At 62.1% G+C, this 13,867-nt stretch carries 12 protein-coding genes and 1 tRNA gene; 5 read left to right on the top strand and 8 right to left on the bottom strand.

Going from position 1 to position 13,867, the window contains the following annotated elements:
- Positions 1 to 14 precede the first annotated feature (14 nt).
- The 3 genes from J3A98_RS04405 to J3A98_RS04415 all read left to right on the top strand — a co-directional run bounded on the left by J3A98_RS04405 (position 15) and on the right by J3A98_RS04415 (position 2,963).
- Positions 15 to 2,072: an LTA synthase family protein gene (locus J3A98_RS04405; protein ID WP_176685644.1), complete on the top strand. Its 2,058-nt coding sequence runs from the start codon at positions 15 to 17 to the stop codon at positions 2,070 to 2,072.
- A 144-nt stretch (positions 2,073 to 2,216) separates the two neighbouring features.
- Entirely contained in the window at positions 2,217 to 2,453 is a 237-nt protein-coding gene (locus J3A98_RS04410; RefSeq protein WP_021783096.1) for a hypothetical protein, read from the top strand.
- Positions 2,454 to 2,630: 177 nt separating this feature from the next.
- Positions 2,631 to 2,963: a ribonuclease E inhibitor RraB gene (locus J3A98_RS04415; protein WP_003252824.1), complete on the top strand. Its 333-nt coding sequence runs from the start codon at positions 2,631 to 2,633 to the stop codon at positions 2,961 to 2,963.
- Between the two features lie 1,100 nt (positions 2,964 to 4,063).
- Here the strand turns inward: J3A98_RS04415 and J3A98_RS04420 are convergent.
- Positions 4,064 to 4,864: a cytochrome c gene (locus tag J3A98_RS04420; RefSeq protein WP_209964302.1), complete on the bottom strand. Its 801-nt coding sequence runs from the start codon at positions 4,862 to 4,864 to the stop codon at positions 4,064 to 4,066.
- A gap of 527 nt (positions 4,865 to 5,391) precedes the next feature.
- Here J3A98_RS04420 and J3A98_RS04425 point away from each other — a divergent pair.
- Entirely contained in the window at positions 5,392 to 6,126 is a 735-nt protein-coding gene (locus tag J3A98_RS04425; RefSeq protein ID WP_209964305.1) for an amidotransferase, read from the top strand.
- A 101-nt stretch (positions 6,127 to 6,227) separates the two neighbouring features.
- On the opposite strand, the gene J3A98_RS04430 is transcribed toward J3A98_RS04425, so the two are convergent.
- The 3 genes from J3A98_RS04430 to J3A98_RS04440 form a co-directional block, all read right to left on the bottom strand.
- Complete coding sequence (locus J3A98_RS04430; RefSeq protein ID WP_084852262.1) at positions 6,228 to 7,199, bottom strand: magnesium and cobalt transport protein CorA; 972 nt, start codon at positions 7,197 to 7,199, stop codon at positions 6,228 to 6,230.
- A 67-nt stretch (positions 7,200 to 7,266) separates the two neighbouring features.
- A complete protein-coding gene (locus J3A98_RS04435) occupies positions 7,267 to 7,980 on the bottom strand; it encodes a 1-acylglycerol-3-phosphate O-acyltransferase (protein ID WP_021783099.1) in 714 nt (237 codons plus the stop codon).
- Between the two features lie 199 nt (positions 7,981 to 8,179).
- On the bottom strand, positions 8,180 to 8,869 hold the full coding sequence (locus tag J3A98_RS04440; protein WP_028698250.1) for a crotonase/enoyl-CoA hydratase family protein: 690 nt from the start codon (positions 8,867 to 8,869) through the stop codon (positions 8,180 to 8,182).
- Positions 8,870 to 9,067: 198 nt separating this feature from the next.
- On the opposite strand from J3A98_RS04440, the gene J3A98_RS04445 reads away from it, so the two are divergent.
- A tRNA-Ser gene (locus J3A98_RS04445) sits at positions 9,068 to 9,157 on the top strand.
- A gap of 201 nt (positions 9,158 to 9,358) precedes the next feature.
- Here the strand turns inward: J3A98_RS04445 and J3A98_RS04450 are convergent.
- The 4 genes from J3A98_RS04450 to J3A98_RS04465 all read right to left on the bottom strand — a co-directional run bounded on the left by J3A98_RS04450 (position 9,359) and on the right by J3A98_RS04465 (position 13,817).
- A complete protein-coding gene (locus J3A98_RS04450) occupies positions 9,359 to 11,491 on the bottom strand; it encodes a TonB-dependent siderophore receptor (RefSeq protein WP_209964308.1) in 2,133 nt (710 codons plus the stop codon).
- A 60-nt stretch (positions 11,492 to 11,551) separates the two neighbouring features.
- A complete protein-coding gene (locus J3A98_RS04455; protein ID WP_209964310.1) occupies positions 11,552 to 11,989 on the bottom strand; it encodes a hypothetical protein in 438 nt (145 codons plus the stop codon).
- A gap of 45 nt (positions 11,990 to 12,034) precedes the next feature.
- The gene (locus J3A98_RS04460) at positions 12,035 to 12,415 is read right to left on the bottom strand and encodes a hypothetical protein (RefSeq protein WP_003252855.1); all 381 of its coding nucleotides are present in this window, start codon (positions 12,413 to 12,415) and stop codon (positions 12,035 to 12,037) included.
- 214 nt (positions 12,416 to 12,629) lie between these two features.
- Positions 12,630 to 13,817: an MFS transporter gene (locus J3A98_RS04465; RefSeq protein ID WP_209964312.1), complete on the bottom strand. Its 1,188-nt coding sequence runs from the start codon at positions 13,815 to 13,817 to the stop codon at positions 12,630 to 12,632.
- Positions 13,818 to 13,867 lie beyond the last annotated feature (50 nt).

The raw sequence follows: 13,867 nt of genomic DNA on the forward strand, positions 1-13,867 counted from the left end.
GGACCTTCCCATTCATGGCTAATACGGATGCCTTGAAGCAACAGGGTGCGCGAACGTCATTTTCGCCGACCCTGAAATCCCACCTGGCCTACACGCTGCTCAGCGGCCTGGTGATCATGCTGATGCTCAGCCTCGTGCGCCTGGCGTTGCTGGCCTACAACAGCGACATGGTCGGTGATACCCCATATTCGACTGTCGCCGAAGGCTTCCTCAACGGCTTGCGCTTCGACCTGCGGGTGGTGGTGTACATCAGCATCCCACTGCTGCTGGCCATGCTCAGCCCCTGGGCCATGGCCCGGCGCGGGGTGTTCCGTTTCTGGCTGACCCTCGCTTCGAGCGTGGTAATGTTCCTCGGCCTGATGGAAATGGACTTTTACCGCGAGTTCCACCAGCGCCTCAACGGCCTGGTGTTCCAGTACATCCAGGAAGACCCGAAAACCGTCATGAGCATGCTCTGGTACGGTTTCCCGGTGGTACGCTACCTGCTGGCCTGGGCCTTCGGTACCTGGCTGCTGAGCCTGCTGTTCAAAGGTATCGATCGCGCTACCCGTGCCGAAGGCCTGCACCGCGTTGCCCCGTGGTACCACCGCCTGGCGGTGTTCATGGTGATCTTGCTGGTGGCGGTGGCCGCTGCCCGTGGCACCCTGCGCCAGGGCCCGCCGATGCGCTGGGGTGACGCTTTCACCACGGACTCCAACTTCGTCAACCAGTTGGGCCTGAACGGCACCCTGACCCTGATCGACGCCGCCAAAAGCCGCTTCGACGAGGACCGTGCCAACATCTGGAAGCCAGTACTGGAGCAGGACGTGGCCACGCAAAGTGTGCGTGAGCAACTGCTCACCGCCAACGACACGCTGGTCGACGCCGACGAAGCCGCTATCCGCCGCGACTTTGTACCGCCGGCTGATCGTACCCTGCCGATCAAGAACGTGGTGGTGATCCTGATGGAAAGCTTCGCCGGCCACTCGGTAGGCGCGTTGGGCAGCCCCAATAACATCACCCCGTACTTCGACAAGCTGGCCAAAGAAGGCCTGCTGTTCGACCGCTTCTTCTCCAACGGCACCCATACCCACCAGGGCATGTTCGCCACCATGGCCTGCTTCCCCAACCTGCCTGGTTTCGAATACCTGATGCAGACTCCGGAAGGCGGCCATAAGCTGTCGGGCCTGCCGGCCCTGCTCGGCGCCCGTGACTACGACGACGTGTATGTCTACAACGGCGACTTTGCCTGGGACAACCAGTCCGGGTTCTTCGGCAACCAGGGGATGACCACCTTCATCGGCCGTAATGACTTCGTCGACCCGGTATTCTCCGACCCGACCTGGGGTGTATCCGACCAGGACATGTTCGATCGCGGCAACGAAGAGCTGGCCAGGCACGATGGCAAGAAGCCGATCTACGCGCTGCTGCAGACGCTGTCCAACCACACGCCGTATGCGCTGCCGAAGGACTTGCCGGTAGAGAAGGTTACCGGCCAGGGTCGGCTGGACGAACACCTGACCGCCATGCGTTATTCGGACTGGGCGCTGGGCCAGTTCTTCGAGAAGGCGCGTAAAGAGCCTTACTTCAAGGACACCCTGTTCGTCATCGTCGGTGACCATGGCTTTGGCAACCACCAGCAGGTTACCGAACTGGACCTGGGCCGCTTCAACGTGCCATTGCTGCTGATTGCCCCGGGCATTCAGGAGAAATTCGGTGCGGTGAACCACACCGTGGGTACCCAGGTCGACATCGTGCCGACCATCATGGGGCGCCTGGGTGGCAAGGCTCGCCACCAGTGCTGGGGACGCGACCTGCTCAACCTGCCCGAGGGTGACCAAGGCGTGGGCATGATCAAGCCGTCGGGCAGCGAGCAGATCGTCGGGCTGGTGCAGGGTGATCGCATCCTGATCGAGTCCAAGGACATGAGCCCGCGGATGTACCGCTACCAGTTGGGCAGCGAGTTCAAGGCCGAGCTGATCGAAAGCCCGGACCAGCCGGAAATGCTCAAGAAGCTGGAAGCGTATATCCAGACGGCGACCAAGAGCCTGCTGGATAACACCGCTGGCGTGGTGCACGGCACACCGAAGTAAGCGGGTGCCGCGTTGCGGCCCATTCGCGGGCAAGCCCGCGAATGGGCCCGGCACAATTCTCCCGGACTGAACATTCTCCCCGTCCCAAGGTCAGTTATTCAGGCATCACACACCTGGTGTTCGTTGACTGAGAGGGTCCGTTCAATGAAAGAGTGGGAAGTCATCTTTGCCGACCAGAAGGGCGAACCGTCCGCATTGCTCTTGCATGCCGAGCATTGCCCCAGCGAGGAAGACGCTGCGCGGGCCATCCGCTCACACCTGTTTCCGGTGATGGACGAGCTGGACCTCAACGACTTCCAGGACCGTATCATCTCCCCGACCGCTCGCTGGCTCAAAGAGCACAGTGGTGTGACCATCACCAGCATTCACGAAGCACCCTGAACCACTCGTTTGCGTGGTGCCTTGGCAGGCGCTACGCTGGTGGAGGGCCTGCCTGTTCTGTGGGTTGGCGCCGCCTCAATAATTCGCGTCTTGCATCAGCTCGAACTGCCCGGCCGTTGCCGGCAGGTGCGTAGTGCACGGAAAGTCTATCCATTGCTTTATTCAGGAGGACGATTCATGAGCAGCCAGAACGACGATATCAGCAGCAACGTCCTGCGCCAGATGAAAGCAGGCGGTTTCGACTTCACCCAGATCCACCCCATCGAGTTCTATGCCGTATTCCCGGACGAAGCAGGGGCCCGTCGTGCAGCCGGGCAGTTTCGCGGGGAATCGCTCAATGCCCAGGTGAAGGAGCTGGGCGACGGTGCCTGGCACCTGGAACTGAGCAAGGTCATGTACGCCACCCATGGCGGGATTGGCGACTTTGAAGAGGCCTTCGAGCAGTTGGTGACACCGTATGGGGGTGAGGTGGAAGGGTGGGGCGTCAAGCACGAACGGCTCACGGCCTGACAGTTTTGTGTTGGCCCCTTCGCGGGTTAACCCGCGCCTACACATTGATGGATGGTGGACACCACCTGCCGTTGTAGGAGCGGGTTTCACCCGCGAATACGGTGGCGGCGGCAACGATGAACGGCCAGGGATATTCGCCAGCAGGACCGGCCCTTTCGCGGGTAAACCCGATCCTACGACGGTCTGTGTTCAACCCCCGGTGTGTGTCCATCACCTTGTAGGAGCGGGTTCACCCGCGAATACGATGGCGGCGGCAACGATGAATGGCCAGGGGTATTGGCCAGCAGGCCCGGCCCTTTCGCGGGTAAACCCGATCCTACGACGGTCTGTGTTCAACCCCCGGTGTGTGTCCATCACCTTGTAGGAGCGGGTTCACCCGCGAATACGGTGGCGGCGGCAACGATGAATGGCCAGGGATATTGGCCAGCAGGCCCGGCCCTTTCGCGGGTAAACCCGCTCCTACGACGGTCTGTGTTCAACCCCCGGTGTGTGTCCATCACCTTGTAGGAGCGGGTTCACCCGCGAATACGGTGGCGGCGGCAACGATGAATGGCCAGGGGTATTGGCCAGCAGGCCCGGCCCTTTCGCGGGTAAACCCGCTCCTACGACGGTCTGTGTTCAACCCCCGGTGTGTCCATCACCTTGTAGGACCGGGTTCACCCGCGAATACGGTGGCGGCGGCAACGATGAATGGCCAGGGATATTGGCCAGCAGGACCGGCCCTTTCGCGGGTAAACCCGCTCCTACGACGGTCTGTGTTCAACCCCCGGTGTCCATCACCTTGTAGGAGCGGGTTCACCCGCGAATACGATGGCGGCGGCAACGATGAATGGCCAGGGGTATTGGCCAGCAGGCCCGGCCCTTTCGCGGGTAAACCCGATCCTACGACGGTCTGTGTTCAACCCCCGGTGTGTGTCCATCACCTTGTAGGAGCGGGTTCACCCGCGAATACGGTGGCGGCGGCAACGATGAATGGCCAGGGATATTGGCCAGCAGGACCGGCCCTTTCGCGGGTAAACCCGCTCCTACGACGGTCTGTGTTCAACCCCCGGTGTGTGTCCATCACCTTGTAATCGATAGACTCGCCCCCGCCGAGGCCCTCAAGGCTTGCGCGCTGCCATGTGCCCCAAATAGGCCAGCAGCGCATCCAGTTCCTGTTCACTCAACACACTTTCGGCAAACCCCGGCATCTTCGCCTGCGGCCATTGCCGCAGGCTTTGCGGGTCGCGTATCAACTTGCGCAAATAAACCGGCTGAAAATACTCGGTCGGGTTATGCGGCACATTCAAGTCCGGCCCCACCTGCCCATCTCCCGCCCCGTTCAACCGGTGGCACACCAGGCAGTTCTGCTGGAACAGGGCAAAGCCCTGGCGCACCGGGCTGTCGGCCGGCAGTTTCGGGTCGGGCAGCAGCGCGGGAAACCGTTGGTCCACCGGGGCCAGCTTGCGGAGGGTGGCAATCTGGAAGGGCCACTGCTCAGGGCGAATACCGCTGGCCTGCGGTGCAGTCCACACCAGGTAGAACGGCCCGGCACTTGGCTTGCCTTGGCCCAGTGGCGGCCACGGCTTGCCTGGGTCTTCCACGGCCAGCCAGGCGCGTGCCGGCCCTTGCTGCAACAGGGGCGCAGCGGGCATTTCGGCGGCAAAGCCATCCAGCGCCACGGCCTGCAGGTGATCGCTGGCGCGCACACCTTCCAGCAGCGTGGCCAGCGGCACCGCTCGATAGCGCATGGGGCGTTTGTAGGAAACGTCCTGTTCGATGCTGATGTCCTGGGCCTCAGGGTGGCCAAGCAGTTCGGCGCTGCTCCACTGGCGCGGTGTAGCGCCCAGTTCAAGGTGCAGTTGCGCCGCCGACAATGGCAGGCTCAGAAGCAACGCTAGCAGGGCAAGGCAGTGGCGCATAGGCAATCTCCGACCATCAAGGCCAGCAGGTTACCTGTGCGTTGCCCGTTGGCGCCACCGCCGCCGTCAGCCAAACAAACGTGTCAGGTTCGGCAAGATCAATAGCAACGTGGTGGCGAATAAAATGAGCCCGGCTTGGCGAATTTTCGATTGTCTGAACATGGCGGACCGCCTTCTTGTTGTTATTCCTGAATACCCGTTGGCTTCCTTGTCGCGTTTCGGGTCGATCACAGTGGCGTTGCGTGGCGCCTGACTGCTTGCCTCTTGAAAGTGGATATACATCCAACAGTAGGGTGTGCGTTATCCATGCTTGAGAACCCTTTGTTCTAACCAAGTGGTTAAACCATTTCTTCTGGCTATGAGGCCAAGTGCCAGCCAGCTGGCATGCTCTATCTAGACAGTGGCGCAAGTGCCAGGCACGCACCGACGAAATGTGACCGTTCGTCAGCGCAGCCTACTTGCTTGTACGTGCCTTTCGCGGCAGTCTCTACAGCAGATTCCCACCCATGTCGTTCAGGACTACCCCTATGTCGTTACGCATCTGCATCCTTGAAACCGATGTCCTGCGACCGGAGTTGACGGCGCAATACCAGGGCTACGGCAGGATGTTCGAGCAGCTCTTCTCGCGTCAGCCGATTGCCGCCGAATTTTGTGTGTACAACGTGATGCACGGCGACTATCCCGCCGACAGTGAAAAGTTCGATGCCTATCTTGTGACGGGCAGCAAGGCCGATTCGTTCGGTACCGATCCGTGGATCCAGACCCTCAAGGCCTACCTGCTCAAACTGTACGAGCGCGGTGAGAAGCTGCTGGGCGTGTGTTTTGGCCACCAGTTGCTGGCCTTGACCCTGGGTGGCAAGGCCGAGCGGGCCGAGCAAGGCTGGGGCTTGGGTATCCACCGCTACTCGTTGGCGGCGCATGCGCCGTGGATGGACCCGGAGGTGTCGGAGCTGACCTTGCTGATCAGTCACCAGGACCAGGTGACCGAGCTGCCGGAAGGCGCCACGGTGATCGCCTCCAGCGATTTCTGCCCGAATGCGGCGTACCACATTCGCGACCAGGTGCTGTGCTTCCAGGGCCACCCGGAGTTCGTGCACGACTACTCCCGCGCACTGCTCGATGCGCGCCAGGAATACCTGGGTGACGAGGTGTACCACAAGGCCATAGCCAGCCTGGCCACCGAGCATCAGGGCGATCTGGTAGGGGAGTGGATGTTGCGCTTTATCCAGCAGCCGTCAAAGGCCAGCGACAGCGCCGCTTAATCGGTGGCAACCCTTCGCGGGCACGCCCGCTCCCACAGGTTGCGCACAATGCTGAAAATTGTGAGCCACCTGTGGGAGCGGGCGCGCCCGCGAAGAGGCCATCAAAGCCAACCCGATTTCTTGAAGCTGGCATACAACCCGGCACACCCCGTCGCAATCACCCCCAGTACCGCGAAGTAACCATAGTGCCAGCTCAGCTCTGGCATGTTCTGGAAGTTCATGCCATAAACCCCGGCAATGGCCGTAGGGAATGCCAGAATCGCCGCCCAGGCCGCAAATTTGCGCTGCACGATGCTTTGCCGTGACGACTCCAGCAGCATGCCGATCTCGATAGTCTGGCTGGCAATGTCGCGGATGCCGGCCAAGTCTTCCATCTGCCGCGTCACGTGAATCTGCACATCACGAAAATACGGACGCATGTTCTTGTCGATGAACGGGAAGCTCAGGCGCTGCAGTTCTTCGCTCACTTCAACCATGGGCGCCACGTAGCGGCGCAGGCGCAGAATGTCGCGGCGCAGGCTGTGCAGGCGGCGGATGTCGTCTTCCTGCAGCGAGCCGCCCAGTACGCTTTCCTCCAGCTCTTCGATCTCGCCATGAATGGCCTCGCTGACCGGCTGGTAGTTCTCGGTGACGAAGTCGAGCAGGGCGTACAGCACGAAGTCTTCGCCATGTTCCAGCAGCAGGGGCCGAGCCTCGCAGCGCTGGCGGACCATGGCGTAGGATTTGGAGTGGCCGTTGCGGCAGGTGATGATGTAGCCGTTGCCCGCGAAGATATGGGTTTCGATGAATTCCAGCTTGCCTTCGTGGCGCACGGGCGAGTAGGTGACGATGAACAACGCGTCACCGAAGGTTTCCAGCTTGGGCCGGCTGTGTTTTTCCAGGGCATCTTCGATGGCCAGTTCGTGCAGGTTGAACTGGGACTGCAGGTTGGCCAGTTCCTCTGCATTGGGCTCTTCCAGGCCGATCCACACGAAATGCCCCGGCTTGCGCGCCCACTCGCTGCCTTCGTCGATGCTGATGTTGGTGACCTTTCTGCCGGCGCTGTACACCGCCGATGCCACGACTCGACCCATGGTTGTCCGCTTATTCGGTTGAACACGGATACAGCTTGGGCTGTACCCGGCGCCAGAGCAACCCGGATCAGGCCAGTTCTTTTTCCATCCGGTCAATGCACTGCTGCATTTGCCCCCGGCACTGCTCGATCAGCGCTGGCAGATCCTGCGGCGTCATGCCCGTCGTGGCAATGGGCGGCAGCGAACGCACGATTACCGTGCGCTGGCGCCAGCTGTTCAGGCTCAGACGCCTGGCATAGCGGCTGACGCAGACCGGCACGATCGGCACACCGGCCTCGATGGCCATGTGAAATGCGCCTTTCTTGAACGCCAGCAAATGCTCGCCGGCATTGCGGGTGCCTTCGGGGAAAATCCAGATCGAGGTGTCGTCCTGCAAAACCCGGGTGGTCTTCTGGATGGCCTTGCGCGCCTGGTAGGCATTCTTGCGGTCGACCAGCACGTTGCCGCCCAGCCAGAACAATTGGCCGAACAGCGGGATCCAGCCCAGGCTCTTCTTGCCGATGGCGACGGTGCGTTGCGGCACTACCTGGCCCAGCACGAACAGGTCGAAGTTGGACTGGTGGTTGGCCACGATCACACAGCCGGGCGGATGGTCCCACAATGGGCCGACTTCGGCCTTGACCTTGATGCGCATCAGCCAGGTGGCCGGCAAGCTGTAGAGCCGGGCAAATACGCGGCTGTTGTCAGGGTTGAAGGGGCGGCACAGACCAATGATCAGGCCCACGACGCCAACGGCTAGAAAATGCAGCCCCAGCAGGAACATACGCAATGAATAAAGCATGGTACGACTCACACCAGACAGTCGCCGGGCAGTGTACGGGTGTGCACTGGTTGGGGCAAACCTTGGTGCACGCCTGTTCCGGCCTTTTCGCGGGCAAGCCCGCTCCTACACAGGTTGCGTATGCCCGTTGAATTGCGGATTTACCCGCGTAGAGGGCGAATGTGCAGGCGCGGGCTTGCCCGCGAAAGGGGCCGTGCAGCTAGCCCATATGCTGCTGGTCCAGCTCGATCGCCTTGTCCAGCGCCTCCAGCAGCCCTTTGCGCACTTTCAGCTTGGTGTTCTTGTGCGCCAGCATGTTCAGCTTCTTCAGCTCCCGCGCCGCGGTCATTGCCGCTTCCTGCAACTGCTCGGCCGGCACCACCTTGTCGAGGAAGCCGGCATCCACTGCGCCCTGCGGGTCAAACACTTCGGCGTTGATCACCGAGCGGTGGAAGGCCGAGCGTCGCAGGCGGTCGCGGGCCAGTTCAATACCGGCGTGGTGCATGGTCATGCCGATTTGCACTTCGTTCAGGCATACCTTGTACGGCCCTTCGACACCAATGCGGTAGTCGGCCGACAGCAGCAGGAAAGCGCCCTTGGCCACGGCATTGCCGGGGCAGGCGACCACCACCGGGAACGGGTGCGACAGCAGCCGGCGGGCGAGGGTGGAACCGGCGGTGACCAGGCTGATGGCCTCTTTGGGGCCGCTGGTCATCACCTTGAGGTCGTAGCCGCCCGACAGAATGCCCGGCTGCCCGGTGATGATCACGACTGCACGCTCTTCGGTAGCGCGGTCCAGTGCTGCATTGAAGGCAGTGATGACGTCCGGCGAGATGGCATTGACCTTGCCGTTGTTCAGGGTAAGGGTGGCGATGCCGTCTTCGGCGTGGTAGGTAATCAGCTCGCTCATGGCAGAGTCCTTTTGTTGGCGTGGCGACGACGTTACCCAGCGTCAGGGGCGAGGTAAAGCAGCAAGGCTGACTGGTCGGTCAGCGCTCACGGCACCCCAAGTGCAAATACATGAAAAAATTGAAAAAAATGCTTGCCAAAGGGAAAGTCTTTCACTAAATTAGCGCACCTCGACGGGCCGCAAGGCTTGAAGAGAAACGGTGAAGTGTCCGAGTGGTCGAAGGAGCACGCCTGGAAAGTGTGTATACGAGAAATCGTATCAAGGGTTCAAATCCCTTCTTCACCGCCACATTCTACAAAAAGCCCCCGCGCTGAAAAGCACGGGGGCTTTTTGTTTTCAGGGCCATTGGGGCTGCTGTGCAGCCCATCGCAACACAAGCGGGCTTGCCCGCGAAGCCAACACCGTGGTGGATGGCACGGGCTTCGCCCGTGTTCGCGGGCAAGCCCGCTCCCACAGGTCGCGAAAGGGCCGCAGAGCGGCCCCGGCAACCTAGAAGCTGATCGAAGCCGAAAGCCGAGCGGTACGCGGTGCCCCCTGGAACAGGTAGTTATCCCCCAGGTAATCCCCCACATCGCGCCAGTAACGCTTGTCCAGCACGTTATCCACCGTCAGCCGCAGCACCGTGTCATACCCGGCAACACGGGTACTGTAGCGGCTGCCAAGGTCGAACACGGTATACCCGCCAACCTCAACATTGCCCGCCTGGCTCGCATACTTGCTGGCGCTATACCGCGCACCGCCCAGCAGCGCGAGCCCCGGAACCGGCAGGGTATATTCCGCATGCAGCGCCGCCCGGAATTTAGGCACGTTGATCGCCTGGTGCCCTTCATAGGCTTCGGTACCGCTGTTCTGCACCCGCGCCCGAATGGCTGCCGCACTGGCCTGTACCTGCAGGTTCGGGGTCACCCGGCCGCTGGCGCCCAGTTCCAGGCCGGTATTCTTCTGCTGGCCTTGCTGCACGTAGGTGAAGTTGCCGGTGCCGTCCGGGCGCGCGTACTGGTAAGCCTGGCGGATCTGGAACAGGGCGGCACTCAGGCTCAGGCCTTGCCAGTCGTGCTTGACGCCCAGTTCCAATTGGCGGGAGGTGGTGGGCGCCAGGATCTCAGCTGCATTGCTGGCGAACCAAGGGGCCGTGCCTCCGGCAGACAGGCCCTTGGCGTAGCTGGCGTATACCGTGGTGTTCGGCTGCGGCTTGTAGATAAGCGCAGCGTTGGGCAGCAGCTCGTACTGGCGTGTGTGGCGCCCGGCAACGCCGTTCTCGTTCCAGGTCTTTTCATCCAGCCGCACTTCACGGGCGCCCAGCACGGTCTGCCATTGCTCGTTGAAGCTGATGCGGTCGCTGATGAACAAGCCGTACTGGCGGCTGTCCAGTCGACGCTCGCTGGCGCCTACGGGTTTGTCGGACGGGGCGAATGCAGGGGCGCCGGTGTCGATGTTGCCGGTACCAAGCCACTCGTTGTAGTACGGGCGCTGATCCAGCGTACGCCGTTGCGCACTGGTACCGACGGTTAGGTCATGGCCCACGCCCAGCGCATCGAAGTGCCCGTTGAGCATGGCCTGTGCCTCGTCGGTACGGCGTGTATCGTCGGGGCTGCGAAAGTCATAGATGTCGTAGTCACCATTGCTGCCGAAAAACGCCCCCTCGCTCGAACCCCAGGCAAACGCGCTGTAGTCGTCGATCACCACTTTGCTGCGGGAGGCGCTCAAGGTGCCGGTCCAGGTATCGTTGAAACGGTATTCGAAGCGCCCGCCCAGGTTCAGCGAGTCGTTCTGCACGGGCTTTGCCCAATGCTGGTAGGCCAGGCGGTCTTCCGGGTCGATGCCGTGGGGCACTTCAGTGCCTCCGAGCAGTTGGTAACCCGGCACCGACGCCTGTTCGCGGTGCTGGTACTCGGCATCCAGCTGCAGGGTGGCATCCGGGCCGATCTGCCAGTCGAATGCCAGCGAGGCGAAGTCGCGCTTGCCGTCAGCGTGGTCGACGTAGGTGCGGATGTCTTCATGGGCCAGATTGGCGCGCAGGCCGAACTGTTTTTCGCTGCCGAACCAGCCGCCAAGGTCGGTGGCCAGATAGCGTTCGCCTTGTTCGTTGGTCGACACCGTGACGCTGCGTATGTCTTCGGCGCGCTTGGTCACATAGTTGATCAGGCCGCCCGGCTCCGACACACCACTCTGCAGCCCGGACAGACCCTTGAGCAGTTCCACCTGCTGCTTGTTCTCCAGGGCTACGTTCTGCTCGCCGGCAATGGTCTGGCCATTGATGCGATAGCTACTGGCGGCGTTCAGCCCGAAGCCGCGCACATTGAAGTTTTCGTAGTAGCCGATGGGCGCATAGCTTTCGCCGACTGACGCATCGCTTTGCAACACTTCGCTAAGCTTGCGGACCTGGCGGTCTTCCAGCAGCTGCTGGCTGAACACGCTGACAGAGGCGGGAGTGTCGAGCAGCGGCGCGGGCTGGAAACCGCCCACAGCCGCCTGGCGTGCCTGGTAGCCATCGCTGGCGAAGGTGTCGGAGACCTGCAAGGGGGCAAGCACCACGCTGTCTTCGGCAAGCACAAGGGGGCACTGCAGGGCCAGGCCCAGGCTGAGCAGGCTCAGGGGCAGGCGGGGGTGATGCGGGGGCATGCGGTTGGGGCTCCTGGATGCGCGATACCTGTACTGGCCCTTTCGCGGGTAAACCCGCTCCTACACCGGTTGGCGATACACCGGGTGGTGAAACACCGGTTGGCGATACACCGGGTGGTGAAACACCGGTTGGCGATACACCGGGTGGTGAAACACCGGTTGGCGATACACCGGGTGGTGAAACACCGGTTGGCGATACACCGGGTGGTGAAACACCGGTTGGCGATACACCGGGTGGTGAAACACCGGGTGGTGAAACACCGGTTGGCGATACACCGGGTGGTGAAACACCGGTTGGCGATACACCGGGTGGTGAAACACCGGTTGGCGATACACCGGGTGGTGAAACACCGGTTGGCGATACACCGGTTGGTGAAACGCCGGTTGGCGATACACCGGTTGGCGATACACCGGGTGGTGATACCCCAGGTGGTGATATCCCTGTAGGAGCGGGTTTACCCGCGAAGAGGCCGGCACAGGCCATGAAAAAGGCGGCATATTACCAGCCGCCTTCCCCATAAAACGATCAGGGCCCCGTGATAATCAGCCTGTCTTGATCGGCCGCTTGTGCTGCCGCCAGTTGTCATCGATCTTCGACCAGGTCTTGCCATCGGTAATGGCCATCAGCTTGCGTCCATCCTTGAAGGTGGCCAGGAAGGTCGCTTCCTCTTCCTTGCCACCCAACCACAGCCCGGCCAGCAGCCCCACTGGCCCTGCCACCAGGGCGCCGGCCACGCCCCAGCCCAAGGCGCTGCCAAGGCTGCGGTTGGTTTCCAGGCTGGCCAGCCGCAAGTCGCTGATGCGTGCCAGGGAAATCCGCTCACCGGGTGAGGGGCTGCGCGCAGTCTTGAGTGTGAGCGATCCGTTGCGATACTCGCCTTCACCTTGCAAGAAATCGCCGGATTGCACCGTGAGTCTTGTCATAAAGTCATCCTGTCAGGGAAAGGGCATTTTCCAGCGCTTACTGAGCGCTGCCCCGGCAAGCAAGTCAACGGCATTGCGACGGAGGGTAGTGCGGTACTTTGTCGCCGTGGCCAATGGCCTCTTCGCGGGCACGCCCGCAGGTGTATCACTGCCCTGAGGTTGGTGAGGCACCTGTGGGAGCGGGCGTGCCCGCGAAGAATCCAGTGGTCATTTATCAGGCCACCTGCAAGGTGTTCTTGCGCTTACGCTCGGCCAGGCCCCACACCAGCAATCCCAGCCCGCCAATCACCAGCCCGGCCACCACAATCCCCATCCAGCCCTGGCGCTGGAACAGCTGCGTGCCCAGCAACGACCCAAGCGCCCCGCCAATGAAGTAGCAGGTGATATAACCGGCATTCAGCCGCGTACGTGCCTCGGGCCGCAGGGCGATCACCGCGTTCTGGTTGCTCACATGCACCAGCTGTACCGCCAGGTCGAGCATCAGCACGCCCAGCAGCAAGGCGAGCAGCGACTGTTCGGCAAACCCCAGCGGCACCCACGACAGCAGCAACACCACCAGGCCCACGGTGGTACCCAGCGACCCCTTGCCACGGTCCGCCAGGCGCCCGGCCCAGTTGGCCGACAACGCACCTGCCGCACCGGCCAGGCCGAACAGGCCGATCACTGCATCCGAATAGTGGTAGGGGCCTTTTGCCAACAGAAACGCCAGGGGTGTCCAGAACAGGGCGAACAGGCTGAATGCCAACAGACCGAGCAGCGAGCGCAGGCGCAGCACGGGCTCTTCGATGAACAGGCGGAACACGGAGCCGATCAGCGCCGGATACTTCAGCCCGGCGTGGCTGTGGTGCTGTGGCAGGCTGCGGTACAGCGCCACGGCGGTAAGTGCCATCAGCACGGCGGCCAGCACGTAGATACTGCGCCAGCCACCCAGCTCGGCCATGAAGCCGGCAGCAGTACGCGCCAGCAGGATGCCCAGCAGCAGGCCGCTCATCAGCGTGCCGATCGCGCGCCCACGCTGATGCGGCTCGCTCAGGGTTGCTGCCATCGGCACGAGGATCTGTGCCACCACCGAGAACAGCCCGGTCAGCGCCGTGCCGAGCAGCAGCCAGGGCAGGCTGGGTGCACAGGCGCTGATGACCAGGCCCAGGGTGGAGACAACGGTCATCACGGTAATCAACCGGCGCTGCTCGAACAGGTCGCCCAGCGGTGCCAGCAGCAACAGGCCAGCGCCATAGCTGAGCTGCGCGGCAATCACGATGCTGCCGGCGCTGGCGGTGCTCAGGCCAAACTGCTGGGCGATGCTGTGCAGCAGCGGTTGGGCGTAGTAGTTGCTGGCCACGGCCAGGCCTGTGGCGGTGGCCATCAGCAGGATCAAGGCGCGGCTGAGAGTGGGGGTGTGCATACAATTCTCGTGGGGCAGTCGTGTGTGGTGATGATTATCAGCAAGTGCCA

It is taken from the genome of Pseudomonas sp. BP6 (genome assembly GCF_017875935.1).
GTDB classification, from domain to species: domain Bacteria; phylum Pseudomonadota; class Gammaproteobacteria; order Pseudomonadales; family Pseudomonadaceae; genus Aquipseudomonas; species Aquipseudomonas putida_Y.

What these genes read in the sequence shown, in the direction of transcription:
- J3A98_RS04405 (WP_176685644.1), top strand. Translation starts at nt 15, where the DNA reads ATGGCTAATACGGATGCCTTGAAGCAACAGGGTGCGCGAACGTCATTT.
- J3A98_RS04410 (WP_021783096.1), top strand. Translation starts at nt 2,217, where the DNA reads ATGAAAGAGTGGGAAGTCATCTTTGCCGACCAGAAGGGCGAACCGTCC.
- J3A98_RS04415 (WP_003252824.1), top strand. Translation starts at nt 2,631, where the DNA reads ATGAGCAGCCAGAACGACGATATCAGCAGCAACGTCCTGCGCCAGATG.
- J3A98_RS04420 (WP_209964302.1), bottom strand. Translation starts at nt 4,864, where the DNA reads ATGCGCCACTGCCTTGCCCTGCTAGCGTTGCTTCTGAGCCTGCCATTG.
- J3A98_RS04425 (WP_209964305.1), top strand. Translation starts at nt 5,392, where the DNA reads ATGTCGTTACGCATCTGCATCCTTGAAACCGATGTCCTGCGACCGGAG.
- J3A98_RS04430 (WP_084852262.1), bottom strand. Translation starts at nt 7,199, where the DNA reads ATGGGTCGAGTCGTGGCATCGGCGGTGTACAGCGCCGGCAGAAAGGTC.
- J3A98_RS04435 (WP_021783099.1), bottom strand. Translation starts at nt 7,980, where the DNA reads ATGCTTTATTCATTGCGTATGTTCCTGCTGGGGCTGCATTTTCTAGCC.
- J3A98_RS04440 (WP_028698250.1), bottom strand. Translation starts at nt 8,869, where the DNA reads ATGAGCGAGCTGATTACCTACCACGCCGAAGACGGCATCGCCACCCTT.
- J3A98_RS04450 (WP_209964308.1), bottom strand. Translation starts at nt 11,491, where the DNA reads ATGCCCCCGCATCACCCCCGCCTGCCCCTGAGCCTGCTCAGCCTGGGC.
- J3A98_RS04455 (WP_209964310.1), bottom strand. Translation starts at nt 11,989, where the DNA reads ATGCCGCCTTTTTCATGGCCTGTGCCGGCCTCTTCGCGGGTAAACCCG.
- J3A98_RS04460 (WP_003252855.1), bottom strand. Translation starts at nt 12,415, where the DNA reads ATGACAAGACTCACGGTGCAATCCGGCGATTTCTTGCAAGGTGAAGGC.
- J3A98_RS04465 (WP_209964312.1), bottom strand. Translation starts at nt 13,817, where the DNA reads ATGCACACCCCCACTCTCAGCCGCGCCTTGATCCTGCTGATGGCCACC.